Genomic DNA, 23,889 nt, shown 5'->3' on the forward strand with positions numbered 1-23,889 from the left:
AGCACTAGACGCGGTCCTGGAAGACGCAGCCCCACACGTGGGTGCCCGCGACGCTGCCGTCGGCGCGCGCCGCCTCCAGCGTGTAGAAGTGCGCGGTCCCCCGCGCGGCCGTGGTGTCCGTGTAGGCACGGGTCTGCGTCGGCAGCAGTCCGGCGTGCAGCGGCTCGTACGTCTTCGTGGCTGCGTTCCACCGGCTGACCCGGTAGCCCGCGACGGTGTCGCACTCAGCTGTCCTGTCGCACCGCCAGCTGATGGACGGCCCGTCCTCGTTGGGTCCGCCGATCACGGTGCCGTAGCCCATGCTGCCGAGGTCCCAGTCCCGGGTGACCGTCACGGACGGCCGGACGTCCAGCTCGGTGGCCTCGACGACCGTGACCTTCGGGTCGCTCGGGGGCAGCGCGTTGTCCCAGCGGTCCCTGGCGACGACCGCGAACACGTACGTCTCGCCGTCCGGCAGGTCGCCGCAGAGGACCGCGAGCGGGTCGCTCGTGCCCTCCCGGCAGGCGGTGGAGCTGAGCCACTTGACCGTGCCGTCGGCCTGCCGGGCGCCGGTCCAGGCCGCGTAGCGCTCGACGTCGTCCTCGGTCGAGGCCGCCCAGCTCACCAGCACGCCGTCGGCGCGCGGGGCGGCCTTCACGCCGGTGACCGGGCCGGGCGCGACGCGGTCGCCGGTGCGGACGACCAGCGGTGCGGACAGGGCCGACTCGTTGCCGGCCGGGTCCACCGCCGCGACCGCGTACGTCACATACGTGCCCGCGGGCATGTCCAGGTCGTGGCAGATGCCGCCGCTGCTGGTCTCGTCGCTCTCCTCGGCGCAGATCACGCGGGTGAGAGCGGCCGGGTCGAGGGTCTTGCCGGGCGAGCGGTAGACGCGGTAGGTCCCGCCGTTGTCGAAGTCCTCGTAGAAGCCGTCGGGCTGCTGCCAGTACACGTCGGTGTAGCCGCCGCGGACGACGGAGCCGAGGGAGGTCGGGGACCTCGGCGGCGTCCGGTCGACGCCGTCGCCGGTGACGGCGGTGTACGCGGACGGGTTGCCGAGCGCGTCGAGGGCGCGGACGCGGTAGTACCGGGCGGTGTTCACGGGTGCGTCGGTGCGGTACGACGTCGTGGTCGTCGTGCCCAGCAGCTCGAACGGGCCGGTGGCCGCGGAGGCGGCGTACACCTCGTACCTCGCGGCGTCGGCGACCCCCTGCCAGGCCAGGGTGGCCCACCACGCGTCGCCGACGACCGTGAGACCGGTCGGCGCGGCCGGGCCGGTGCGGTCCACGGTCACAGCGGTGGCGTCGAGGCTGCCGGCGGACTCGCGGCCCGCCCTGTCGACGGCGCGGACCTCGTACAGGAAGGTCTGGCCCGTGGCGGGCGTCGCGTCCACGAAGGACGGGGAGGCGAGCAGCGACGAGCCGCTGACCCTCGCCCACTGGGTGGTGCTCAGCCGGCGGTACACGCGGTAACCGGCGAGGTCCATCTCCTTGTTCGCGGCCCAGCGCAGGGTGGTCTTCGTGGTGTCCCGGTTGTACGCGGCGGTGACGCCGGTCGGGGTGAGCGGCCTGACCGTGTCGACGGCGGCCTCGGTGCGCGGGGCGTAGGTGAACCTGGCGTGGGCGAGGCCGGTCCAGGCAACGTAGTCCACGCGGATCGTGTGCTTGCCGGCCGGGATGGTCAGGTCGACGGTCTTGCGGGCGGTGGTGGAGACGTTCTTCCACAGGTCGATCTTCCGCACGCCGTCGACGTAGACGCGCATGCCGTCCTGCGTGGCGGCGGCCAGCCGGAAGGGGCCGCCGGAGCCGAAGTCCCGGGTGAGGGACCAGCGGACGGAGAAGTCGTCCTTGGGCAGCGTGACGCCGGTCGGGTCGCCGTACCCGTAGTTCTCGTCGATGGCCACGTCGCAGGCGGTCAGTTTCGGCGTGCCGCTGAAGGTGGAGTTGCCGAAGTACTGCGCCCTCCAGACCGGAGAGGTGCAGGTGACGGCCGCGGAGGCCGGGGCGGCGGTGATCAGGCCGCCGGTGGCGGCGAGGGCGGCCGTCGCGGCCAGCGCGATCAGCCGGGTACGAGTCATCACAGAGAGTGGGGCCCCTTGGAAACAGGTGGAACACGTGACACCTGTGTGACCCATGAGGTGGGGGCAGGGTTGCCCTGCCCCTCACCTTTTTCACGGATCCTCGCCACAAAGTGGTCACGAAGCCCCGCTCCAGCTCGGGGCCGCGTACGGCAGCGTGAATCTCCCGGTCCGGGCCATGGGAGTCGTGCGACGATTGGCCGGCCAGCAGAGAGTCACGAGCGGGAACGGCTGATGGAGTACGTCAATCTGGATGCGCAGGTCGGCGACCTGTCAGGAGTCCTTGATCCCACACAGCGCAAGGCGCGCCGCGAGTACGAGAACCGCGTCAACGCCCTCCTGGCGGCTACAGCCGGACCATGACCACTCTCAGCGGCACTTTCTGTACCGCAACTCCTCGCACCCGTGCTCGCGGTGCCCGTGACTGCCCGTCATTCCCCGTGGTTGCCCACTACGGCGTGTTGTGAAAGTGCTGGTCACAGCGTCTCGTTGAGGACTGTGGCCAGCACGGTCGCTTCTGTGGCGGCAAGCGGCCGGTCAGTTCACCAGCAGGTCGATCACTCCCGTCAGGTCCTCCTCGCCGCTGCCCTCGGCCAGGCGGCGGCGCATCAGCTCGAAGTACGGGCTGAGCAGTTCCGGGCTGACACCCTGCTGCTCGGCGGTGCTCAGGAAGGTAGGCGTGCCAGCCACCTGCATGGCGAGGTCGGAGACGACGCCCTTGGTGTAGTCGCCGCTCCGCAACTGGTCGGCGGTCTGGTGAACTGCCGGGGCCATCGCGACGAGCCAGTCGGCGAGCAGCGGGGCGAGCGCCGCGGGGTCGATGTTCTCCTTGCGGATCAGGGCGAAGGCGTGCGCGGCGCCGGCGAACATCCCGTACATGGCGCTGAGAAGGGCCACGTCGTGGAGGGCCGCGAAGCCCGCGTCCTCGCCGACGTAGGTAGTGCCGGCCGGGACGCTCAGGGTCTCCTGGTGCCGTTCGAACAGCTCCCGCGAGCCGCTGTAGAAGACGTAGCCGCCGGTTTCCGGGACGCCGATCATCGGAGGGACGGCCATGATTCCGCCGTCCAGGTAGCGGGCGCCCCGCTCGCGCGCCCACTCTGCGCGGGCGCGGGCCTGGGCGGGGGTGCTGGTGGTCAGGTTGACCAGGTCCCTGTCGTCCAGGTCGACGTCGGCCAGCACCTCATCGACCGAGGTGTCGTCCAACAGGCAAAGGAGGATGAGGGTGTTCGCTGCGACCGCCTCAGCGGCGGTGTCCGCGACCCTTGCGCCCTCGGTGGCGAGCGCTGCGGCGCGGGCTGGGGTGCGGTTCCAGACGGTGAGTGGGTGGCCGGCGGCCAGCCAGGTGCGGGCCAGCGCGGTGCCCATCGCGCCGAGGCCGAGCATCGTGACGGGAGTCTTCTCAACAGTGTTCTGTGTCATGCCGATTAGGCTGGTGACAGGTCCGGAGGTGATCAAGTACGCACTTGGTAGTGGGTGGTTACCTCGGGGTAAGCAAGCACGTCAGAAGGGTGGGGCATGACGACGCTGAACCGGCCGGGCACACCAGACGGACACGTCTGCGGGATCGACACCGCGATGGAGGTGATCGGCGGCAAGTGGAAGGTGCTGATCCTCTGGGCGCTCCACGAGCGTCCCCACCGTCGCTTCGGCGACTTGCGTCGACTGCTTCCGGGGATCACCGAGAAGGTGCTGGCCTCTCACCTACGTGAGTTGGAAGCGGACGGCGTCGTGCACCGCGTCTCCTACGACGAGGTGCCGCCGCGCGTCGAGTACTCGCTGACCGAGGACGGCATGCGCCTCAACGACGCCCTTCAGCCGCTGGCCGCCTGGGGCCGCGAGCGGCCGAGCATTCGACGGCAAGAGGAGAAGGCGGGCCAGGGTCTGTTGTGAACGTGCTGGTCACAGCCACTCGTTGATGGCCGCGACCAGCACGGTGGCTTCGTAGCGGACGGCGAGTTTGTCGTGTCGAGTGACCACCGCCCGGTGGTCTTCGTGGTCAGCCCGCCGCGGGAGCGCCGGAGGCCGTGGTCGTCCGGCTCGGGGTCGATGCCGCCGGGAGGCTCTTTCTGGAGATCCCCTTTGCGGGCGCCCGCGGCGTGCTGATGGGCGCGGCAGACGGTGGAGTCCACGCTGACGTCCCAGGTGATCAAGCCCTTCGTGTCGGCCTCGGTCTGGAGCTGTTCCAGGATCCGCTTCCACGTCCCGTTCCCGTTGCGCTGCCATCGCCGGAACAGGTCGTAGACCCGGTCCCACGGGCCGTATCGGCGGCCGCCGATCTGGACCAGGCGGCAGCTGATCGACGGCATACGGTGGCGTACCCGCACCGGAACGCCCTGGCGAGACGTGCCCGAGCCTTCGGTTGGTCAGCCTGCTGCCGGGCTCTGCGGTACCTGCGCTCGTATGAACCCGTGGCTCCGCTCCACTTTCGCCACATGCAGCGTGTAGCTCTGGTACCACTCGACTTGCCCACGCTTTTGCGCCGCGCGGTGCTCGGCGTTGCTCCGCCACTCCATGAGGGCGTCGGCGTCACGGAAGTACCCGACGGTGATGGACAGCCCCCCGGGAGTCTGAGCGTGGTCCATCCCCAGAAACCCAGGGACGTCCTTCACCAGGTCTTCCATGCGTGCGTTGGTCTCGCTGTAGCCGCTCTGGTCCTGGGTTCGCACCGCAGTGAAGACAGCCGCGTAGTAGGGGGGTTCATAGGCTTCGACGGGCGAGACAGGCGCTTCGGAGTGATTGCTCATGACGCCACCGTAGGGCGGGATGCGCCCAACGAGCCGGCGTCTTTCCTGAAGGGGATCCATAAGGGATCCGGCTCTTGACCAAAGCTGGCTGAGCTGACGTTCTCCGGCCACCTGGCGGCTGGCCTGGCCTCGCGCCCCAGGTCGGCTGGTCTGTTCGGCTTGGGCTCGGATGTGGGCGCAGACGATAGGATTCGGCGCCGGTTTGGATGATCGCGCCGTTGAAGGTCAGGCGGTCGACGATGGCCGCGCAGAGGCGGAGGTCGGTGAAGGCCTTGATCCAGCCGCCAAGTTCGTCGATACAAGGAAGAGCGACACGGCCGTGGCGGGCGATGGTCTTCGACAAGTGCTTGTCGTCGCACTCGCAGGTGGCGAGGGGTGATGGTCCGGGGTCGATGCCGGGGTTCGCGCCGAAGCCAAAGGCCTGCAGGGACTTGTCCCTCGGGAAGGCCGCGACCCGGGTCCGGCGTTCGGACCGGCGTTCGGACCGGCGGCGGGCCCGGTCGTCGCGCTCGGCCGTCAGCAGCTCGGCGAGGAGACCGCCGTAGGACATCTGGTCGCGGCAGGCGCCGTGGGACATCTCCTTGAACTGCTGGCGGATGGTGGGCAGCCGCAGCATGCGGCATGCCTGGCCGATGGAGGCGGGGGCGGCTTCTCCGGTCAGGCGTTCGTGGCTGGTGACCTCGATGCGGCCGTCGAAGACGATCAGGTCGTTGGCGTGCAGCAGCACCCGCAGCTGGCGGACGATGAACCACACTGGCACCGAGTAGGCGTCACCGCGGCCGCGGACGTGGACGCGGACGCGGACGCGGACGTCGACCTCACCGAAGCGGTCGACGCCCGGGGTGACCGGGCGTCCGGTCTCGAACGGCTCGGTCGGCAGTGGCTTGAGGAGGGACTGCTCGGCGGCGAAGTACTCGCCGACGGTGCGGGTCCGCGACCGCAGCCTACGGACGTCGTCGGCCAGGTCCCACTGGTCGACCATCGCGTTGTCGACCGAGCTGCTGACGAACGAGTCTCAGTCGACAAGGTCTCTCGCTTCGTAGCTGGCCAGCCCCATGGCAAGCAGGGGTGGTACCAGTGCGTTCAGATACCACGCCATGTCAGTCAGGGCTGGTGCTCCGGAGAGCCTTCGCCGGTCGATCGTCGGGCTGAAGGAACAGTGCGATCGGCCAGCATGAAAAAGTAGCTGGCCACCGGTTTCCGCAGTTGAGTGATAGATGCAGACGCCGACGTGGTAGTCGATGTTGTCCGGTGAATCCACCACGGTCAGGACCTCGGCTGCCTGGTCGGTTGAAGCCGACTGCCAGTCGAACAGGTCGTCGTTGTTGACCATGTAGGAGATACCAAGCGGTTCCTGCAGCGACCACCCCTCACCAGCCAGAGCTCGCACCACGGCGTCTACCGTGACGGCACGCGCGAACACGAGATCGATGTCGGCGGTCCTGGACATTCGCGGCTCCTGCGGTGGGGTTGATCGGTGTCGGAAGCGTTCCACGTGTTGGCATCGGTCATGGAGGGAAGAGCACTCGTTTCTTCTGGAGCGCGAAGCCGGCTCGGCCGAAAGACGTTTGGTGCGGAAGTAGGCGCGAACTCGCTGGTAACTTCCAGTGGTCGTCCAGGCAGGGCCTGTACTCGTCGAGGACGGAGGGCGGCCCTGCCACTGGCCGTGGAAGAGGTCTTCCGGGGTGGCGGCGTCAGCGAGGACCTCACCGCCCAGCCGCTGGCCGCGCGGGACGGGGCGACGCGTGCCGCCATCGCGGAGGTCGCGGCGCGTTTGATACCGCGGCCATGACCGAGCTCTGGGACGCGGCGCTCAGCGCTCCCGGATGGGATCGCCCTTCGGTCTGGTTCCACGGCGACTTCCACACCGGCAACCTGCTGACCGTCGACGGCCGTCTCAGCGCGGTCATCGACTTCGGCGGGCTCGGCATCGGCGACCCGGCCTGCGACCTGACCATCGCCTTCACCCTGATGTCGGCCGGTCCCCGAGCGGCCTTCCGCGCCGCGCTCGGCGTGAACGACGCCACCTGGACCCGAGGTCGTGGCTGGGCCTTGGCCACGGGGCCCTGAACGCTCACATCTCCCATGCCGCCGTCAACCCCAGGGTCGCCGCGCAGACCACCCGTCAGATCACCGAGGGCCTCATCGGCTAGGCACTGTTCTCGGATCATGTGCGGAGCCAGATCACGAGGGCTGCGAGGGTGAGGTGCCGAGGCAGATGGAGGCACGTGCCGTTCGCACGGTGGCTACTGCTGCTCCCACTGTTCCTTGGTGATCTCGTACCGCACGCCCCCGAGCTCGGAGCCCTCGATCATCTGCATGTCGGGGGGAGTGGGGATGGTCTCCGCGAGCGTCATTTCGAGCTTCTTCATGATGTTGCGCGAACCGTGGTTCACGACCATCGTCTCAGCCCAGACCATGCGTATACCGAGCCCTGTGAACGCCTTGCCCAGCAAAGCCCGCGAGCCTTCGGTGGCATAGCCCTTGCCCCAAGCCGCCTGCCGCAGCCGGTAGCCGAGTTCGACCTCGTCCAGCGGGCCCTCGGGCTCGGGACGCAGGCAGAACCAGCCGATGAACGCGCCGCCGTCCTTCTCGTGCGCGGCGAACAGTCCAAGATTGCCGCGCCACTTCTCGTAGCCGGCGATGATGTTCGGCAGGTGGCGCTCGCGGACAATCTCCGGGGCGGTCGGATCGCCCCCGGTCAGATAGCGCATCACCGCGGCGTCGCTGTCCAACTCGATCAGCAGGTCCGCGTCGTCGGCAGTGAAGCGGCGCAGGGTCAGGCGCTCGGTTTCCAGGTAGGTGTCCACAGAGTTGATCATGCCGAAAGCAGGGCGGGCAGTTCAACAGCTTTACGCGGATGCTGGCGAACCTCGAGATGCTGCCGTGGAATCCGCGCGGAGGTCGACACCGCGGTGGGGCCGCTTGCGGACCTCAGCCGTGGTGGGCGCTTGACCGTTTTCCCAGCCCTCGGTGCCCGGCCTTCGCCCCGCTCCTCGCCGAACCCGCGCAGGACCATTGCTCGACGCCGCACACGAGCAGCACGACGGCCCGATCGGCTCACCGCGTTGGTGAAGAACCGCCTCAAACGGATGCAGTACCTACCCGGCCTCATCGACGGCCTCATCGCCAAGACCGGCCTCGACTTCCAACCGCCGTGACCTCAGCCGTTGGAGATCTCCAGCCGAGGTTCTCGCGGAGATCCGCATGAGCCCGTCTGCTTCCGGCGTCGGGGATGGTGCCCGCATAGATGAACGGCCACCGGCTGATCTTGGAAGTGTCCAAGCCTCGAAGAAGATCAGCACGATGACCGCACCGGACCGTCGAACTCGCCATTCCCAAGCTGAGGCAGGGCAGTTACTTCCCGCACTGGCTCCTCGAACGGCGCCGCCGGGCCGAACAGGCTCTGATCTCAGTGGTGGCCAACCGTCCACCTGCTCGGTGTCTCCACGCGCCGGGTCGAGAAGCTCGCCGAGTCCCTCGGCGTCACGCAGCTGTCGAAATCCCAGGTCAGTGCGATGGCCAAGCATCTGGACGAGCAGGTTGCCGCGTTCCGCAGCCGGCCCCTTGACGCCGGCCCCTTGACGCCGGGCCCTACGCCTTCGTCTGGGTCGATGCGCTGACCCAGAAGGTCCGCGAGGGCGGCCGCATCATCAACGTCCCACGCGCTGATCGCGGTCGGCGTCAACGACGACGGGCGCCGCGAGATCCTCGGCATCGACGTCGCCACCGCCGAGGACGCCGCCGGCCGGCTCGCCTTCCTGCGCTCCCTGACCGCCCGCGGCCTGTCCGGCGTCCAGCTCGTCGTCTCCGACGCCCACGCCGGCCTGGTCAGCGCGATCGGTGCTGTGCTGCCCGGCGCTTCGTGGCAGCGGTGCCGCACCCTCCCCCACGCCCTGAACGGGCGTGGGCGGTGCCCCCATGGCCCGCGCGTTGCCGAGCCGGGTGCCCAAGTCCGCCCAGCCGTGGGTGGCCACGCTGCTGCGGACGCCTGGTCGGCCCGCCATCTCGCCTGGTCGGCAGGAGAGTTGGGCGACACGGAAGCGGCGCAGCGGTACGGCGCGCTGGCCGACGAGGTCGCCCAGGCATTCCGCGGCCGCTACGTCCTGCCGTCGGCAGCATGACCAGCGACAGCCCCACCGCGTACTCCGTCGCCCTGGCCTTCGGTCTGCTCGACGATCCCGCGCAGCGCCAGTACGCCGGTGACCGGCTCGCCGCCCTGGTCCTGGAGGACGACGCCCGCATCGCGACCGGCTTCGTGGGTACGCCGCTGATCTGCGACGCGCTCACCGAAACCGGCCACCTCGACGTCGCCTACCGGCTGCTCACGCAGACCGAGTGCCCGTCGTGGCTCTACCCGGTCACCCAGGGGGCGACGACCATCTGGGAGCGCTGGGACAGCCTGCGCCCCGACGGCACCCGTTCCCACGCCGACTGCCGCCCTCGACGACGCGGCCCGCAAACGGCACTTCACCTGGGACGGCACCTGGTACGCGTCCTTCGACGACTACTCGGTCGACACGATCAAGGACGTCAGCGGCGGCGGCGTCGCGTACTGGAACATCTCGGTCAACGGCACCTCCACGCCGGTCGGCGGCTGCCAGTTCAAGCTGAACGCCGGGGACAAGGTGGCGTTCACCTGGACGGCGTTCTGACCGGTCCATCGGGCCGGCGGGGAAGTGGACGTGCCTCGGCCGCCGTCACCGGCTCCCCGGTCCGAACACCCTGCAGGACATGGGTCAGCACCTCCGCCCCGCGCACCACCCGCGGACCGGGGCGGTTGAAGTAGGACGGCCCGTCCAGGTTCCAGGCTCAGGACACGGGTGTCGGCGTCGAGGAGGCGTACGGTCCGGCTGACCTTGTCGTAGGAGACGGCGCACACGTCGCAGAGGTCCTGGGTGAGGACGACGTCGGGGCGGGCCGCGAGTGCCTTGGTGTCCAGGGTGTAGAGCGATGACCCGGAGTGTGCCGATCCGCCGACGGCGTCAGAGATCTCCTGGCTGGTCAGCCTGGCCTGGCCGCGACCCTACGACCCCGTCGCCGCCGTCAGGCGCCCCAGCGCACCGCGATCGTGTCGCCGACCCCCACGGTCGTCTCCCGCGCGGCGGTGGCGAAGGCCGAGCCGTCGATGCTGACCTTCCAGGTGCTCGAGCCGCTGTCCGCCGTGCCGTTGAGGGAGGTGACGGCGCCCGTGCCGGACGACGGGGTCACGGCGGTCACAGGAAGTCGACCGGTGTCTTGCCCTGGGAGGTGAGGAAGTCGCCGGTCTGCGGGTTGACACCGCAGGCGTTGAGGCCGGAGACGGCCCAGCCGTTGGAGTCGGTGTTGACGCCGAACAGGGCGTTGAAGGCCCCACTGCTCGCGACCAGCTTGCTCTTGAGGAACGCCTTGCCCCAAGCTGCGCGGCATCGTCGACTTCCTCGACCACGGCGGCAAGGACGGCGAGGGCCGCACGCTCGACGACTGGACCGGCATCGGCGCCGCCTACGCCGCGGACGGCTCCCTCGGCAAGGCCGCGCTGCTCGCCGAGTCCGTCGGCCGCGACCCGCGTGACTTCGCCGGTCACAACCTCATCGGCGCGCTCGACAAGGCCGTATGCACGAAGGCGAGCACGGCCCCCGACCGTTCCTGCGCCGCCCAGGGCGCCTACACCTACGCCCCCTCCGTGTTCTCCCAATCCCTTGCCGTCGTCGCGCAGTTGCGCGCGGGGGAGAAGGCAGAGGAGCCGCTCGCCTATCTGGCGAGCCTCCAGCAGGACAGCGGGGCTGGGCCGAGTCTGATCCCCTCCACGAACGACTCCGACGTCGACTCCACCGCCATCGCCGCCATGGCCCTCGACCTGGCCGGCGGCGACCAGGCTGACAAGGCTGTGGACAAGGCCCTCGCGTGGCTCGCCGGCAAGCAGTTGCCGGATGGTGGTTTCCCGGGCGCGGCGGGCGACTCCGTCAACTCGGCCGCCCTCGCCGTCCAGGGCCTGTCGCTGGACGCTGCCACGTACGCCGACGAGATCGGCAGGGCGCGGAGGTTCCTGGCCTCGCAGCAGAATTCCGACGGCGGGTTCAACGTGGCCAAGGAGGGACAGTGCGGCTCCGACCTGCGGGCGTCCGCCCAGGCGGTCGGCGGTTCGGCCGGCATCTCCTTCGCCGAGCTGGAGCGGAGCCTCGCCGGTACCTCACGGCAGCCGACGCCGAGCCCGCGTCCGAGCGGCAGCGCGCCAAGCATCGCGGTAGGTCCACAGCATCCGCCCGCCACGGCCGGGACCCTTGGTGACGTCGGCCGACCGTGGCAGGCGAGCCCATCGCGGGGGTCGCCCAGGTCCTCGCCGGGGGACCACGTATGTGTGGCTGAAGGTCCCTTCAGATCCTTCAGCGGCTCTTCAGCGCCCCTGCGCAATGGTGTTCCCGTTCTGCACGGGCGTGGCGTGCGCAGCGGAGCAGTCCGCGGCAGCCTCTACCCCTTTGGGGAGAAGCCTGTGACGCTGGCACGGCGTGCGCATCTGCGTATCCGTCTGAGGCGGCGGGTCGCGTGGCGGCGACGGCACCGGCACGTTCTTGCGTCGTGACGCACGAATTGACGCACGGGCTGAGGCTTCATCAGGTACCTGAAGCGACGACGGCCATCGTCCGGTGCGGAGACCGCATGGCGACGGCGTTGTGCCGATCTTGGAGATCGATCAGGCCGCGGCCGTTGCGGTGCGCCACCTCCGACAACGACTGCCGCGGCCGTCGCCGCGGGCCGGTGTCACCAGCCCGTCATCAGCAGGTGGTTGAGGAGCAGCGCGAGCAGGGCCTGGGCGGTGAGCCAGGCGCGAGGGCGGGTGAGGAAGGCGCAGGCCGGGAGCAGCCACATCGCGAAGGGGAGCCAGATGCGTTCCGTCTCGGCCTTGCTCATGCCGGACAGGTCGGCGACCAGCAGGGCGAGCAGGGCGGCGGCCACGGGGAACGCGAGGTGAACGGCGCCGCGTTCCGGTGAGCCCTTCCGCAGCAGGACGGTCCCCGTCCGCCGCAGGCCAGCGGCCGTCGCCAGGCCGGTGATGAGCACGGTGCAGGCGAGGTTGGCCCACACCCAGTAGCCGTAGGGGCGGGTACCGCCCGCGCCCTGGTAGTAGCGGGTGACCAGCAGGCGGTACGCCTCCCACCAGTCGAATCCGGCGAGCGTGAACGCCGTCGGCACGACGGCCGCCCCGGCGAGCAGCGCCGCGATCAGCGCGGGGCGCTGCCGGACCCGGTGCCGGCCGAGCAGCAGCACCGCCGCGCCGATGAGTGCGAAGAGCGTGAGGCCGTAGGAGAGATAGCAGGTCAGGCCGAACAGCACTCCGGACGCCGCGGCTGCCGGGAGGGAACCCCGGGTGACCGCGAGCGCCAGCAGGGCCACCGCCCAGGCCGCCACCGCCGCGAAATAGGCGTCGGCGGAGGCGCCCATCCACACCGCGGCCGGAGCCAGGACCAGGAAGGGGGCCGCCCGTCGCGCCAGGCGCTCGTCGGCCAGTGCGCGGATCGCGACCAGTACCGCCACGCAGGCCGTCGCGCCGACGGTGATGCACCACATCCCCGCCCAACCGCCGCCGCGCAGGCCGATCCGGTCGAGCAGGACGAAGGTGAGGGTGGAGGCCGGTGGGTGGCCTGCGACGTGGGCGGGCCAGTTGTCGGGGGAGTGGAGCAGGATGTGGTGGGTGAAGTCGCGCAAGGTCGCCGGGATGTCGTGGAAGCGATCGATGACCTGGAGGTATTCGTTGCGGGTGGTGAGGCGGACGGCGATGCCGCGGTGCCAGCCGTCGATGAGGGCGAGGGAGAGGATCCAGGCCGTGTACGTGGCCCAGGCCAGTGGGAGCAGGGTCCGCCAGGGGAGACGGGCCGCGAGGGCGGGGCCGTAGGCCACGGTGACGGCCGCGACGAGTACCGTCGCCGGAGTGCCGGGGCCGATGTGCGGTCCCCAGGACCCCAGCACGGGAGGCCAGCCGACGAACAGGGTGTGGCGGGTGTCCTGGATGTGGCGTCCGATCAGTACGGCCGCCGTCACCAGCAGGGCGGCGGCCCCGGCGGCGTACAGGTCACGGCGGAGGCCACGGGACGGGCCGCCGGAGCGCGGGGCGCGCGGCTCGGCGGAGCTCAGGGTGCGGGTCACGTCCGGAACGCTAGGCCGACAGGGCGTTCGCACACCGCCGTCCGGGCCGGACGTCAGCGTTTCGTCATGAGTCGCACGCCCTCCACCAGGGGCGCCGCGGCCTACGGTCGGACCATGCGAGACGATCCACGGCTCCCCGCCTCCCCCGGTTTCTGGCGCAGCCCCCTGCGCGGTCCCTGGTTCACCTCGGTCCTCGGCGTCGTCCTGCTCGTCGGCATCACGGTGCTGTTCGTGACGGGTCTGGTCTCGTACGCCGCCTACAACCCGGACCTGTCGCCGGTGAATGACAAGACGCCGGACAAGGGGCTTCTCGGCTTCTACCTCTTCGCCTGGCCCACCAGCCCCCACTGGCTGTACCGGCTCAACCAGGGCGTCCACGTCACCCTCGGCATCACGCTGATCCCCGTCCTGCTGGCCAAGCTGTGGTCGGTGGTGCCGAGGCTGTTCGCGTTGCCGCCGGCCCGCTCGCTCGCCCACGCCCTGGAGCGGATCTCCCTGTTGCTGCTGGTCGGGGGCGGGCTGTTCGAGTTCGTGACCGGTGTGTTCAACGTCCAGCTGAACTACGTCTTCCCGGGCTCTTTCTACCCGCTGCACTTCTACGGGGCCTGGGTGTTCTTCGCGGCCTTCGTGGCCCACGCACTGTTGAAGACACCCACGGCCTTGCGCAATCTGCGGCACGCGCGGGAGGAACGGGACGGCCTGGTGTCCCCGCGTCCCGCTGAGCCGACCGTCTCCCGGCGCGGCGCCCTGTGGTTCGTCGGGGGCGGGTCGCTGCTGCTGTTCGCCACGACGGCGGGGCAGAACTCCGACGCCCTGCGGCGCACCGCCCTCCTCGCCCCGCACGGCTGGGCCGAGCCCGGCGGCGGCCCGAACGGATTCCAGATCAACAAGACCGCCGCGTACGCGGGCATCGACGTGGCCGAGACGGGTGCGGACGTCTGGCGGCTCCTCGTCACGGGACGCTCGGGCACGGTCCGCCTCAGCCGGGCGCAACTCGCCGAACTCTCTCTGCACAGCTCGGCGTTGCCCATCGCCTGTGTCGAGGGCTGGTCGACGTCCGACCAGTGGTGGCGCGGGGTACGGCTGCGCGACCTCGCCGCCCTCGTCGGCCACGACGGCGACCCGCCGGACGTGCTTGTCGAGTCCCTCCAGCGGCACGGGGCCTTCCGCCGGGCCGCCCTGCGCGCCAACCAGGTCGCCGACCCGCGCTCACTGCTCGCCCTGTACGTCAACGGCGAGGAACTGTCCCCCGACCACGGCTATCCCGCCCGTGTGATCGTGCCCGCCGCGCCCGGTGTGCTGAACACGAAGTGGGTGGCCCGGCTGACCTTCGGAGACCTGTGATGCGCCCGCCCCGGATCCCCCTCGGCAGCCCTTTCCAACTCCTGCTGCTCGCCGCGTCGTTCGCCCTCGCTGCCTACGCGGGGGTGCGCCTGTTCGCAGACGACTGGTTCGGTGTGGCGCTGTGGATCGTGGGGGCGGCGCTGCTGCATGACCTCGTGCTGCTGCCCCTGTACGCGGGGGCGGACCGGGCGGTCGCGGGCGGCCTCGGCGCGGCCGGCCGCCGGGAGTGGGCGATGTACGTCCGGGTCCCGGCGGCCCTGTCGGGGTTGCTCCTGCTCGTGTGGTTCCCGCTGGTCGGCGGGATGGTGGACCGGCGCTACCGGCTCGCCACGGGGCTGTCGCCGGACGGCTTCCTCGCCCGTTGGCTGCTGATCACCGCCGTCCTGTTCGGCGGTTCGGCACTGTTGTCGGCGCTGCGGCTGCGCAGGGCGGCGAAGCACCGGCCGCCGGCCGCCCAGTGACCGGCCCGCTGCCAGCCTCGCGCGTAGCGCTGCAGGGCCGGGGTGCCGAGCCGCGCCCAGGGGAAGGGGGCGCCGACGGTGGCGTGTGCGTCGGTGATGTGGACGTGAACGCGTTCGTCGACGTCCACCGGCGCGGTCTCGGCGATGAGGAGCCCGCCGGGGGCGAGCAGGGCGGCGACACGCTCCAGAAGGGTGCGCGGATCGCCACCGATGCCGACGTTTCCGTCCATGAGCAGGACGGTGCCCCAGCGCCCCTCGCCGGGCAGCGGTTCGAAGACGGAGCGCCGTAGCGCCGGGCCGCCGAGCCGCGCGGTGTGGTCGACGGCGGCGTCGCTGACGTCGATGCCGAGGGAGGTCCGGCCCCGGGCGGCGAGTTCCGCCACCAGCCGGCCCGGTCCGCAGCCGACGTCCAGCACCGTGCCCTCACACCGGTCCAGCACGTCCAGGTCGACCGCGTCCGCACGCGCGCACCACCGCTCCACCTCCAGCGGCAGCAGCCATCCGTCGTCCCGGCGCAGGAACAGCGGCCCGCGTCCGGCGCGCAGGGCGGCGGCGTAGGAGTCGGCGGCCGCCCAGGGGGGCACGGTGGTACTCATGGGCGGCCCACCGTCGTCGCGCACCGGGCCAGTCGTGCGGCGAACCGGCTGTGCGGGACCAGGGCGGCGACCGCGTGGGCGTCGGCGGCGGTGTCGACGTCCCGCAGCCACGGCAGGTCGAGCACCCGCAACCCGGCGGTGACCAGCCGCTCCCGCTGCACGGCCCCGGTCACCGGCGTCGACATGGGCACGCCCCGCAGCAGGGCCGGATCGGGCTCGGCCAGGCCGAGGGCCCAGAATCCGCCGTCCTCGGCCGGACCGAAGTACGCGTCGCACTCCGTGAAGTCCACGGTGAGCAGCTCCGGAGTCACCTGCGGGGTGTCCATGCCGATGAGCAGGGCCGGGCCGGTGCAACGCGCGAAGGCGTCTGCCAGCCGCTCGTCGAGCCCGCCCGCACACTGCGGTACGACGTCGAAGCCGGGCGGCAGCCAGGGGCCGGGCGCGCCGTCGAGGACGAGGATCCGCCGGGACGCGGGTGCGGCGGCCACGGTGCGCAGGGTGTCGGCGAGGGCCGCTTCCGCGAGCTCGGCCGCCTCCTCGGGGGTGAAGGGCGGGGTGAGCCGCGTCTTGACGCGCCCCGGCCGGGGTTCCTTGGCGATGACGAGCAAGTTGGTCACCGTGCGCTCCCCTCATGGACCGGAACTTCCTGGAGGACGCGGCTCATGTCCCGTACCGCCTGCCAGGTGCCGCGCCAGGTGCCCGTCACCTTCGAGACGCCGGTGCGCGGCAGATACGGCACGTCGTGCTCGGCGATCCGCCAGCCGGCGTCAGCGGCCCGCACCACCATCTGCAGCGGGTAACCGCTGCGCCGGTCGGTGAGGCCGAGGGCCAGCAGCGGCTCGCGGCGGGCGGCCCGCAGCGGGCCGAGGTCGTGCAGGCGCAGCCCGGTACGGTGGCGCAGCATGCGCGCGAGTGCCAGGTTGCCCGCGCGGGCGTGCGCGGGCCAGGCGCCCCGCGTACGGGGACGCCGCCGCCCGAGAACCAGGTCGGCCTCGCCGGAGCGGATCTCGTCGACGAAGGGCGCGAGGAGCGAGGGGTCGAGAGAGGCGTCGCAGTCGCAGAAGCAGACGATGTCGGCGCGGGCGGCGGCCAGTCCGGCGTGGCAGGCGGCGCCGAAGCCCCGGCGCGGCTCGTGCACGACGGTCGCGCCGAGCGCGCGGGCGATGTCCGCCGAGCCGTCGGTGGAGCCGTTGTCGACGACCAGGGCGCGCCAGCCGTTCGGGATCCGGGCGAGCACCCAGGGCAGTGCCTCGGCCTCGTTCAGGCAGGGGAGAACGACGTCGACGTCTTGCGGTGGTGGGAGGGTCACGGTTTCACCCTACGAGCGCCAATCGGGCATTTCGGTCTTCCGCTCCTTACGAAACGCGGACGTCGGGGCCGGGCGAGGGCCGGAGGGCGGCACCGGGGAGGGTGTGGTGCCAGGCTGGAGGCATGCGACAACTGCACGAGCCCCTGGGGGCACAAGCCGGGGGGCGGTCCACACGGGTCCTGGTCGTCGACGACGACCCGACCGTCTCCGAGGTCGTAGCCGGATACCTGGACCGCGCCGGGTATCTCGTGGATCGGGCGGACGACGGGCCGACGGCCCTCGTCCGTGCCGACGCGCACCGGCCGGACCTGGTCGTGCTGGACCTGATGCTGCCCGGTATGGACGGGCTGGAGGTCTGCCGGCGGCTGCGCGGCCAAGGTCCGGTGCCGGTCATCATGCTCACCGCTCGCGGCGACGAGGACGACCGCATCCTCGGCCTGGAGGTCGGCGCCGACGACTACGTGACCAAGCCCTTCAGCCCCCGGGAACTGGTCCTGCGGGTGGAGTCGGTGCTGCGCCGCTCCCGACCCGATGCGGGAACGCGTCCGCTCGGCGCGGCTGGACTCGCCCTCGACCCCACAGCCCGCCGAGCCACGAAGAACGGCGCCGAACTCGCTCTCACGCTAAGGGAGTTCGACCTGCTCTCGTTCTTCCTGCGGCATCCTGAGCGGGCATACAGCCGCGAGGACCTGATGCGCGAGGTGTGGGGCTGGGACTTCGGTGACCTGTCGACCGTCACGGTTCACGTCCGCCGGCTGCGCGGCAAGGTCGAGGACGACCCGGCCCGCCCGCGTCTGATCCAGACGGTGTGGGGTGTGGGCTACCGCTTCGAACCCGGGGGTGAGTGACGGTGCGCGACACCCTCCTCATCGCCCTGTACGCCTTCGCCGGCGCCGCCGTCACCGGCCTCGCCGGAGCGGGCGTGCTGCGGCTGATCCGGCGCCGCTCCCTCACCGCCTCGCTCACCGTGGTCGCGGCGGTCGGCGTGCTGGCCATGCTCGCGGGCACGCTCGCCGTCGCGTGGGCGATGTTCCTGTCCCCGCACGATCTGACGGTGGTGACGACCGTCGTCGCCATGGCGGCCGTGGTCTCCCTGGTCACCGCGCTGCTGCTGGGCCGCTGGGTCGTCGCCCGCAGCCGCGAACTGGCCGTCGCGGCACGCTCGTTCGGCGACGGCCGGTTCGCGGCACCGGACGTCCCGGCCACCGCCGAACTGGAGGCGCTGAGCCGTGAGTTGGCGGCCACCAGCGCGAGACTCGCCGAATCCCGCGAGCGTGAGCGGGCGTTGGAGACCTCCCGGCGGGAACTCGTCGCCTGGATCTCGCACGACCTGCGCACCCCGCTGGCCGGCCTGCGCGCGATGTCCGAAGCGCTGGAGGACGGCGTGGCCGCGGACCCCGACCGCTACCTCAAGCAGATCCGCGTCGAGGTCGAACGGCTCAACGGCATGGTCGGCGACCTCTTCGAACTCTCCCGCATCCACGCCGGCACCCTGCCTCTCACCCCCTCCCGCATCTCGCTCTACGACCTGATCGGCGACGCCCTCGCGGGCGCCGACCCCCTCGCCCGCGAACACGGCGTACGGCTGGTCGGCGACCGGGTGGAGGCGGTGCCGGTGGAGGTCGACGGCAAGGAGATGAGCCGGGTTCTGGGCAATCTGCTGGTCAACGCGATCCGCCGGACGCCCGCCGACGGCACGGTGGCGGTCGCCGCCGAGCGCTCCTTGGAGGGGGTGATGGTGTCGGTGACGGACGGCTGCGGCGGCATCCCGGAGGAGGACCTGCCGCGAGTCTTCGACACCGGCTGGCGAGGCACCGACGCCCGCACGCCCCCGGCGGGCGCGGGCCTGGGCCTCGCCATCGTGCGGGGGATCGTGGAGGCGCACCAGGGCCGGGCCACCGTACGCAACATCCCCGGCGGCTGCCGCTTCGAGGTGGTGCTGCCCGCCGCAGCTTCGTGAGGGCGGGCAGCACCACCGGTCCACCGCGGTGTTACGCGCCCCGCATCCCGGCCCGCGCGAACTCCGCCATGCCGTCCTGGAACCCGACCTCCGGCTTCCACCCGAGCCCGTCCCGCAACCGGGAGGAGTCCGCGGTGATGTGCCGGACGTCGCCCAGCCGGTACTCACCGGTGACGACCGGCTCGGGCCCGCCGTACGCGGCGGCCAGCGCCCGCGCCATCTCGCCGACGGTGTGCGGCTCGCCGCTGCCGGTGTTGTACGCCGTCAGTGCCCCCGGCGCCGACCCGGCCTCCAGTGCCAAGGCGTTGGCGGCGGCCACGTCCCGCACATGCACGAAGTCCCGCAGTTGCCGCCCGTCCTCATAGACACGCGGTGTCTCGCCCCGGCCGAGCGCGGAACGGAAGAAGGAGGCCACACCGGCGTACGGGGTGTCACGGGGCATCCGGGGCCCGTACACGTTGTGGTACCGCAACGACATGGCCGACCCGCCCGTCGACCGGGCCCAGGCGGCGGCCAGATGCTCCTGCGCGAGCTTGGTCGTGGCGTACACGTTGCGCGGATCGGCCGGGGCGTCCTCGCCGACCAGGCCGGGAACAAGGTCCTCCCCGCACAGCGGGCACAGCGGCTCGAACCGGCCCGAGCCGAGATCGCCGACGGCTCGCGGACCGGGCCGCACCACTCCGTGCCGCGTGCACTCGTACCGTCCCTCCCCGTACACCACCATCGATCCGGCCAGCACGAGACGCCGCACCCCCGCCTCCGCCATCCGGGCGAGCAGGACGGCGGTGCCCAGGTCGTTGCGGGAGACGTACTCCGCCGCGTCGGCGACCCCGTCGCCGAGCCCGACCATCGCCGCCTGATGGCACACCGCGTCGATGCCGTCGAGGGCGCGGGCGACCGCTGCCGGGTCGCGCACGTCCGCCCCGGGATCCTCCCGGACGTCGTACACGACCGGCTCGTGTCCGCGCTCCCGCAGCACGTCGACGACATGGGACCCGATGAACCCGGCACCGCCGGTGACCAGTACACGCATACGGCCACGCTAGGGCGCGGGGCGTACCGGGTCCCGTGACCCGCCGGGCACGTCACCACTCCGTAAGACGCTCCGGGCGCGTCGGACCGGGACAAAACAGACCTCCCGCGAGACGCTGCCCGCTATGGACGCATCCCCCTCCCACCGCTTCGACGACCTGACCGCGCTCTACGTCAACTGCACCCTCAAACCGTCTCCCCAGCTCAGTCACACCCAGGGGCTGGTCGACAAGAGCCGCGCGATCATGGACGCGCAGGGAGTGACGACCGATGAGATCAGGGCGGTCGACCACGACATCGCCACCGGCGTGTATCCGGACATGACCGAGCACGGCTTCGCCACCGACGAGTGGCCGGCCCTCTACGAGCGGGTGATGGCCGCCGACATCCTGGTGGTGGCCGGACCGATCTGGCTGGGCGACAACAGCTCGGTGACCAAGAAGATCATCGAGCGCCTCTACGCCTGCTCCTCGCTGCTCAACCCACAGGGCCAGTACGCCTACTACGGCCGGGTCGGCGGCTGTCTGATCACCGGCAACGAGGACGGCGTCAAGCACTGCGCGATGAACGTCCTCTACAGCCTCCAGCACCTCGGCTACACGATCCCGCCCCAGGCGGACGCCGGCTGGATCGGCGCGGCCGGCCCCGGGCCCTCCTATCTCGACCCGGGCTCGGGCGGCCCGGAGAACGACTTCACCAACCGCAACACCTCCTTCATGACCTGGAACCTCATGCACATCGCCGCGCTGCTCAAGCGTGCCGGGGGCATCCCCGCCCACGGCAACCGGCGCTCGGAGTGGGACGCGGGGTGCCGCGCGGGAGCCGACAATCCCGAACACCGCTGAGGCTGGTCCCCGGACTCACAGGTCCGTGGCGGGCCAGTCCAGCAGCCGTGCGCCGATCACCGCCGTCTGGAGCATGTACCGGTGGGCCGGGTCGGCGGCGTTGGCGCCGGTGAGCTGGTGGATGCGCTCCAGACGGTACGTCAGCGCCCGCACGCTCAGTGACAGGCGGCGGGCGGACTCGGCGGCGACGCAACCGGTGTCGAAGTACGTGGTGAGGGTGTCGAGAAGGGGCTGGGCGCCGCCCCGCGCCGAGGTGAGCGGGCCCAGGGTGTCGAGGACGAGGTCGGCCATGGCCTGCCGGTCGCGGGTGAGCACCGGGTAGACGAGCAGGTCGACGGCGCGCAGGACGGGGTCCTCCAGGCCGAGACGCTCGGCGAGTTCGAGGGTGTTGAGGGCTTCCTCGTAGGACTGGACGACGCCTCCGGGGCCTGGCTGGGGACGGCCGATGGCGATCCGGCCGCCGTCGGTGGCCGCGTGCGCCTGTTTGGCGAAGTGGGTGAGGACCTCGCCCTGGTGGCCGGGAGCGACGCACAGCAGTCGGCCGTCCTTGGTGGTGAGCAGGACGTTGCGGTCGCCGAACCGGGCGTTGACGGCCCGCTCCACCTGCCTCGGCACCGGGTCGCCCTCCTCGTAGGCGGTGGGGCCCTGTGCGACGGCGACGGCGTGTGCGTGCGAGAGGCGCAGGCCGAAGCGTTCGGCGCGTTCGGCGAGGCGGCCCAGGTCGCTGCGGCCGTAGAGGAGGTCGTCGATGAACTCGCGGCGGGCGGCCTCTTCCTGCCGTACGGCCAGCAGTTGGGCACGCTCGAAACCCTCGGCGAAGGCGTCGACGGCCTGCTGGACGGCGGCCAGTGCGCCGTCGCCGGAGCCGGGCGACGGCCAGGCCGTGCGGGCGGCGGTCAGATGGGCGCTGATCAGCGCCCGCAGTCCGTGGCCCGCCTCCGCGGCCTGTTCGCCCAGGGCGCGGCGGGAGGCGAGTTCGTCGCGGGTGAGCCGTCGGCCGGTGGCGGACACGTCGGCGAGGATGCGGTCGTAGCCGTCGAGGTAACGCTCGGGAATCTCGCCGTTCGTCATGCCTTCCCCCGGTTTCCTGACGCCTCGTTGACGGCTTTTTGACGCCGTCGGCATGCAGACCCTAATGAACACTGCCGGAGCCCGGCAATGCGCCGACGGATGTCGGTCGAGGACCATGTGGTCAGGGGAGCACGGCGGATGGTTCCGGTGCCGGACACCGGCAGGTGGCCCGCACCGGAACCGGAAGTGACACGTCCGCCGCCGGACCCGGCCATCTTTCCGGTTCCTTGAGTCCGAGGACGTATGCCATGACTGCCATGACCCTGGGCGTCGGCGCGCTCGTCGCCGTCTGCCTGCTGGCCGCACTCGTCGTCTCGCAGCTGTTCCGCAAGGTGGAACAGGGCAAGGCGCTGATCGTCTCCAAACTGCGGAAGGTCGATGTGACCTTCACTGGCCAGGTCGTGCTGCCGGTGCTGCACAAGGCCGAGGTGATGGACATCTCGGTGAAGGCGATCGAGATCATGCGGGCCGGAAAGGACGGGCTGATCTGCAAGGACAACATCCGCGCCGACATCCGCATCTCGTTCTTCGCCAAGGTCAACAAGACGCTGGAGGACGTCATCAGGGTCGCCCAGGCCGTCGGCACCGCGCGGGCCAGCGACCAGAAGACCTTGCAGGAGCTGTTCCACGCGAAGTTCTCGGAGGCGCTCAAGACCGTCGGCAAGCAGCTGGACTTCACCGACCTGTACACCAAGCGCGAGGAGCTGCGGTACCGGATCATCGAGGTCATCGGCGTCGACCTCAACGGCTACCACCTGGAGGACGCGGCGATCGACTACCTCGAGCAGACGCCGCTCACCCAGCTCGACCCCGCCAATGTGCTCGACGCGCAGGGCATCCGGAAGATCACCGAACTCACGGCCGTGGAGCATGTGCGCACCAACGAGGCGCAGCGTACGGAGGAGAAGGAGATCACCCGGCAGAACGTCGACGCCCGCGAGGCGATCCTGGAGCTGGAGCGCCGTCAGGCCGACGCGGAGATCAAACAGCGGCGGGAGATCGAGACCGTACGGGCTCGTGAGGAGGCCGAGACGGCGCGTGTGGCGGAGGAGGAGCGGCTGCGGGCGCAGGGCGCGTTCCTGAAGACCGAGGAACAGCTCGGCATCCAGCGAGAGAACCAGGCCCGCGAGGTCGCCGTGGCCGCGAAGAACCGCGAGCGGGTCATCGCCGTCGAGAACGAGCGCATCGAGAAGGACCGCCAGCTGGAGGTCATCGCCCGGGAGCGGGAGACCCAGCTGACGCGGATCGCCGCCGAGAAGGAGGTCGAGGCGGAGAAGCGGGAGATCGCCGAGGTCGTCCGGGAGCGGGTCGCGGTGGACCGTACGGTCGCCGAGCAGGAGGAGTCCATCAAGCGGCTGCGTGCCGTGGAGGAGGCCGAGCGAGAGCGGCAGGCCGTCGTCATCGCCGCGGAGGCGCAGGCGCAGGAGAACCTGGTCAAGGACATCAAGGCCGCCGAGGCCGCCGAGCAGGCCGCCACCCACCGAGCCGCCGAGGAACTCACCCTCGCCGAGGCCCGGTTGAAGACCGCCGACCTCGACGCGCGGGCCAGACTGCGGCTCGCGGAGGGCGTCCAGGCGGAGGCCGCCGCGGAGGGTCTCGCCGCGATACAGGTCCGGGACAAGGAGGCCGACGTCATCGAGAAGGTCGGCCGGGCTGAGGCCGAGGCCACCGAGGCGCGCCTGCGTGCCGAGGCGGAGGGCGTCCGTGCCAACGCGCTGGCCGAGGCCACCGCCATCGCCGAGAAGCTCAAGGCCGAGGCGGAGGGGCTGAACCAGAAGGCCGTGGCGATGGCCGCGCTCGACGAGGCGTCCCGCGGGCACGAGGAGTACCGGCTGCGGATCCAGGCGGAGAAGGAGATCCGGCTGGCCGGCCTGGAGGTGCAGCGGCAGGTCGCCGAAGCCCAGGCCACGGTCCTCGCGACCGGTCTGGAGAACGCCGACATCGACATCGTCGGCGGCGAGTCCGTCTTCTTCGACCGGCTGGTCGGGGCGATCTCGCTCGGCAAGGGCGTCGACGGGTTCGTCCAGCACTCCGAGACGGCCCAGGCCCTCGCGGCGCCTTGGCTGGACGGCACCGCGAGCTTCCCCGACGACCTCGGCCGTGCCCTCGGCCCCGTCTTCACGGCCGAGGTGCGCGACCTGACCGTCTCGGCGCTGCTCATGAAGCTCATGAGGACGGGCGGGGCGGACACCGTCGCATTCCAGCAACTGCTGAGCCGGGCGGGCGAGCTGGGAGTCGCGGACGCGTCGCTCGCCTCGCTCGCCACCGTGAACGGCAGCGGCAAGCGCTGACCGGCAGGTCCGGAGCCGCCGCACAGGGGACGGCGGCTCCGGGCCGCTCCTTGCGA

At 71.1% G+C, this 23,889-nt stretch carries 21 protein-coding genes and 8 pseudogenes; 15 read left to right on the forward strand and 14 right to left on the reverse strand.

Features of this window, described 5'->3' with window-relative positions; translation table 11 throughout:
- Positions 1-4: 4 nt before the first annotated feature.
- A complete protein-coding gene (locus tag OG562_RS44310) occupies positions 5-2,056 on the reverse strand; it encodes a fibronectin type III domain-containing protein (RefSeq protein ID WP_266408392.1) in 2,052 nt (683 codons plus the stop codon).
- A 234-nt stretch (positions 2,057-2,290) separates the two neighbouring features.
- Here OG562_RS44310 and OG562_RS44315 point away from each other — a divergent pair, with 234 nt between their 5' ends.
- Entirely contained in the window at positions 2,291-2,419 is a 129-nt protein-coding gene (locus OG562_RS44315; protein WP_266408394.1) for a hypothetical protein, read from the forward strand.
- A gap of 174 nt (positions 2,420-2,593) precedes the next feature.
- On the opposite strand, the gene OG562_RS44320 is transcribed toward OG562_RS44315, so the two are convergent.
- Positions 2,594-3,475: an NAD(P)-dependent oxidoreductase gene (locus OG562_RS44320; protein ID WP_266408395.1), complete on the reverse strand. Its 882-nt coding sequence runs from the start codon at positions 3,473-3,475 to the stop codon at positions 2,594-2,596.
- A 96-nt stretch (positions 3,476-3,571) separates the two neighbouring features.
- Here OG562_RS44320 and OG562_RS44325 point away from each other — a divergent pair, with 96 nt between their 5' ends.
- A complete protein-coding gene (locus OG562_RS44325) occupies positions 3,572-3,946 on the forward strand; it encodes a helix-turn-helix domain-containing protein (protein WP_266408397.1) in 375 nt (124 codons plus the stop codon).
- A 98-nt stretch (positions 3,947-4,044) separates the two neighbouring features.
- Here the strand turns inward: OG562_RS44325 and OG562_RS44330 are convergent.
- Positions 4,045-4,191: pseudogene (locus tag OG562_RS44330) on the reverse strand (IS5/IS1182 family transposase); the annotation flags it as partial.
- Between the two features lie 139 nt (positions 4,192-4,330).
- Here OG562_RS44330 and OG562_RS46145 point away from each other — a divergent pair.
- Positions 4,331-4,501: a hypothetical protein gene (locus OG562_RS46145; RefSeq protein ID WP_323187676.1), complete on the forward strand. Its 171-nt coding sequence runs from the start codon at positions 4,331-4,333 to the stop codon at positions 4,499-4,501.
- Here OG562_RS46145 and OG562_RS44335 read toward each other — a convergent pair.
- From OG562_RS44335 to OG562_RS44345, 3 genes and pseudogenes are all read right to left on the reverse strand, one after another.
- The gene (locus OG562_RS44335) at positions 4,420-4,800 is read right to left on the reverse strand and encodes an antibiotic biosynthesis monooxygenase (RefSeq protein WP_266408399.1); all 381 of its coding nucleotides are present in this window, start codon (positions 4,798-4,800) and stop codon (positions 4,420-4,422) included. The genes OG562_RS46145 and OG562_RS44335 overlap by 82 nt on opposite strands.
- 178 nt (positions 4,801-4,978) lie before the next feature.
- Positions 4,979-5,416, reverse strand: a pseudogene (locus OG562_RS44340) (ATP-binding protein); the annotation flags it as partial.
- A gap of 399 nt (positions 5,417-5,815) precedes the next feature.
- Positions 5,816-6,250, reverse strand: a complete 435-nt coding sequence (locus tag OG562_RS44345) for a hypothetical protein (protein WP_266408402.1) — start codon at positions 6,248-6,250, stop codon at positions 5,816-5,818.
- A gap of 14 nt (positions 6,251-6,264) precedes the next feature.
- On the opposite strand from OG562_RS44345, the gene OG562_RS44350 reads away from it, so the two are divergent.
- Positions 6,265-6,870 carry a phosphotransferase gene (locus OG562_RS44350; protein ID WP_266408405.1) on the forward strand — a complete coding sequence of 202 codons (606 nt, stop codon included), beginning with the start codon at positions 6,265-6,267 and terminating at the stop codon, positions 6,868-6,870.
- A gap of 176 nt (positions 6,871-7,046) precedes the next feature.
- Here the strand turns inward: OG562_RS44350 and OG562_RS44355 are convergent, their stop codons facing one another.
- On the reverse strand, positions 7,047-7,610 hold the full coding sequence (locus tag OG562_RS44355; RefSeq protein WP_266408408.1) for a GNAT family N-acetyltransferase: 564 nt from the start codon (positions 7,608-7,610) through the stop codon (positions 7,047-7,049).
- A gap of 243 nt (positions 7,611-7,853) precedes the next feature.
- Here OG562_RS44355 and OG562_RS46150 point away from each other — a divergent pair.
- The 5 genes and pseudogenes from OG562_RS46150 to OG562_RS44370 all read left to right on the forward strand — a co-directional run.
- A pseudogene (locus OG562_RS46150) lies at positions 7,854-7,961 on the forward strand (IS630 family transposase); the annotation flags it as partial.
- A gap of 182 nt (positions 7,962-8,143) precedes the next feature.
- On the forward strand, positions 8,144-8,371 hold the full coding sequence (locus tag OG562_RS46310) for a hypothetical protein (RefSeq protein ID WP_353962853.1): 228 nt from the start codon (positions 8,144-8,146) through the stop codon (positions 8,369-8,371).
- Positions 8,292-8,624, forward strand: a pseudogene (locus OG562_RS46315) (transposase); the annotation flags it as partial. The gene OG562_RS46310 and the pseudogene OG562_RS46315, both read left to right, overlap by 80 nt.
- A 296-nt stretch (positions 8,625-8,920) precedes the next feature.
- Positions 8,921-9,169: pseudogene (locus OG562_RS46155) on the forward strand (hypothetical protein); the annotation flags it as partial.
- A 52-nt stretch (positions 9,170-9,221) separates the two neighbouring features.
- A pseudogene (locus OG562_RS44370) lies at positions 9,222-9,455 on the forward strand (DUF4430 domain-containing protein); the annotation flags it as partial.
- A 391-nt stretch (positions 9,456-9,846) separates the two neighbouring features.
- Here OG562_RS44370 and OG562_RS44375 read toward each other — a convergent pair.
- A pseudogene (locus OG562_RS44375) lies at positions 9,847-10,190 on the reverse strand (hypothetical protein); the annotation flags it as partial.
- Between the two features lie 5 nt (positions 10,191-10,195).
- Here OG562_RS44375 and OG562_RS44380 point away from each other — a divergent pair.
- Positions 10,196-10,996 (forward strand): annotated as a pseudogene (locus tag OG562_RS44380) (prenyltransferase/squalene oxidase repeat-containing protein); the annotation flags it as partial.
- A 545-nt stretch (positions 10,997-11,541) separates the two neighbouring features.
- On the opposite strand, the gene OG562_RS44385 reads toward OG562_RS44380, so the two are convergent.
- On the reverse strand, positions 11,542-12,912 hold the full coding sequence (locus OG562_RS44385; RefSeq protein WP_266409853.1) for a hypothetical protein: 1,371 nt from the start codon (positions 12,910-12,912) through the stop codon (positions 11,542-11,544).
- Between the two features lie 126 nt (positions 12,913-13,038).
- On the opposite strand from OG562_RS44385, the gene OG562_RS44390 reads away from it, so the two are divergent.
- The gene (locus tag OG562_RS44390) at positions 13,039-14,268 is read left to right on the forward strand and encodes a molybdopterin-dependent oxidoreductase (protein ID WP_266408411.1); all 1,230 of its coding nucleotides are present in this window, start codon (positions 13,039-13,041) and stop codon (positions 14,266-14,268) included.
- 316 nt (positions 14,269-14,584) lie between these two features.
- Here OG562_RS44390 and OG562_RS44395 read toward each other — a convergent pair whose 3' ends face one another.
- From OG562_RS44395 to OG562_RS44405, 3 genes are read right to left on the reverse strand one after another with little or no spacing between them, the layout of a single operon-like run.
- Positions 14,585-15,325 (reverse strand): bifunctional 2-polyprenyl-6-hydroxyphenol methylase/3-demethylubiquinol 3-O-methyltransferase UbiG, encoded by a 741-nt coding sequence (locus OG562_RS44395; RefSeq protein ID WP_266408414.1) that lies wholly within the window; start codon positions 15,323-15,325, stop codon positions 14,585-14,587.
- Entirely contained in the window at positions 15,322-15,942 is a 621-nt protein-coding gene (locus tag OG562_RS44400; RefSeq protein WP_266408415.1) for a DUF2064 domain-containing protein, read from the reverse strand. Before OG562_RS44400 ends, OG562_RS44395 begins: the two co-directional genes overlap by 4 nt.
- Positions 15,939-16,634, reverse strand: a complete 696-nt coding sequence (locus OG562_RS44405; protein WP_266408417.1) for a glycosyltransferase family 2 protein — start codon at positions 16,632-16,634, stop codon at positions 15,939-15,941. The genes OG562_RS44400 and OG562_RS44405 overlap by 4 nt, the downstream gene beginning before the upstream one ends.
- A gap of 122 nt (positions 16,635-16,756) precedes the next feature.
- On the opposite strand from OG562_RS44405, the gene OG562_RS44410 reads away from it, so the two are divergent.
- Together OG562_RS44410 and OG562_RS44415 are read left to right on the forward strand one after the other, a co-directional pair.
- Entirely contained in the window at positions 16,757-17,482 is a 726-nt protein-coding gene (locus OG562_RS44410; protein WP_266408419.1) for a response regulator transcription factor, read from the forward strand.
- 2 nt (positions 17,483-17,484) lie between these two features.
- Positions 17,485-18,594 carry a sensor histidine kinase KdpD gene (locus tag OG562_RS44415; RefSeq protein WP_266408422.1) on the forward strand — a complete coding sequence of 370 codons (1,110 nt, stop codon included), beginning with the start codon at positions 17,485-17,487 and terminating at the stop codon, positions 18,592-18,594.
- Positions 18,595-18,625: 31 nt separating this feature from the next.
- On the opposite strand, the gene OG562_RS44420 is transcribed toward OG562_RS44415, so the two are convergent.
- Positions 18,626-19,627, reverse strand: a complete 1,002-nt coding sequence (locus tag OG562_RS44420) for an NAD(P)-dependent oxidoreductase (RefSeq protein ID WP_266408425.1) — start codon at positions 19,625-19,627, stop codon at positions 18,626-18,628.
- A 124-nt stretch (positions 19,628-19,751) separates the two neighbouring features.
- Between OG562_RS44420 and OG562_RS44425 the strand changes: the two genes are divergently transcribed.
- Positions 19,752-20,471, forward strand: a complete 720-nt coding sequence (locus OG562_RS44425; RefSeq protein ID WP_266408427.1) for a flavodoxin family protein — start codon at positions 19,752-19,754, stop codon at positions 20,469-20,471.
- 15 nt (positions 20,472-20,486) lie between these two features.
- On the opposite strand, the gene OG562_RS44430 is transcribed toward OG562_RS44425, so the two are convergent.
- Positions 20,487-21,542 (reverse strand): CdaR family transcriptional regulator, encoded by a 1,056-nt coding sequence (locus OG562_RS44430; RefSeq protein ID WP_266408428.1) that lies wholly within the window; start codon positions 21,540-21,542, stop codon positions 20,487-20,489.
- Positions 21,543-21,790: 248 nt separating this feature from the next.
- Here OG562_RS44430 and OG562_RS44435 point away from each other — a divergent pair, with 248 nt between their 5' ends.
- Positions 21,791-23,833 (forward strand): flotillin family protein, encoded by a 2,043-nt coding sequence (locus OG562_RS44435; RefSeq protein ID WP_266408432.1) that lies wholly within the window; start codon positions 21,791-21,793, stop codon positions 23,831-23,833.
- The last annotated feature ends 56 nt before the right edge of the window (positions 23,834-23,889 follow it).

It is taken from the genome of Streptomyces sp. NBC_01275, assembly GCF_026340655.1.
Classification (GTDB): domain Bacteria; phylum Actinomycetota; class Actinomycetes; order Streptomycetales; family Streptomycetaceae; genus Streptomyces.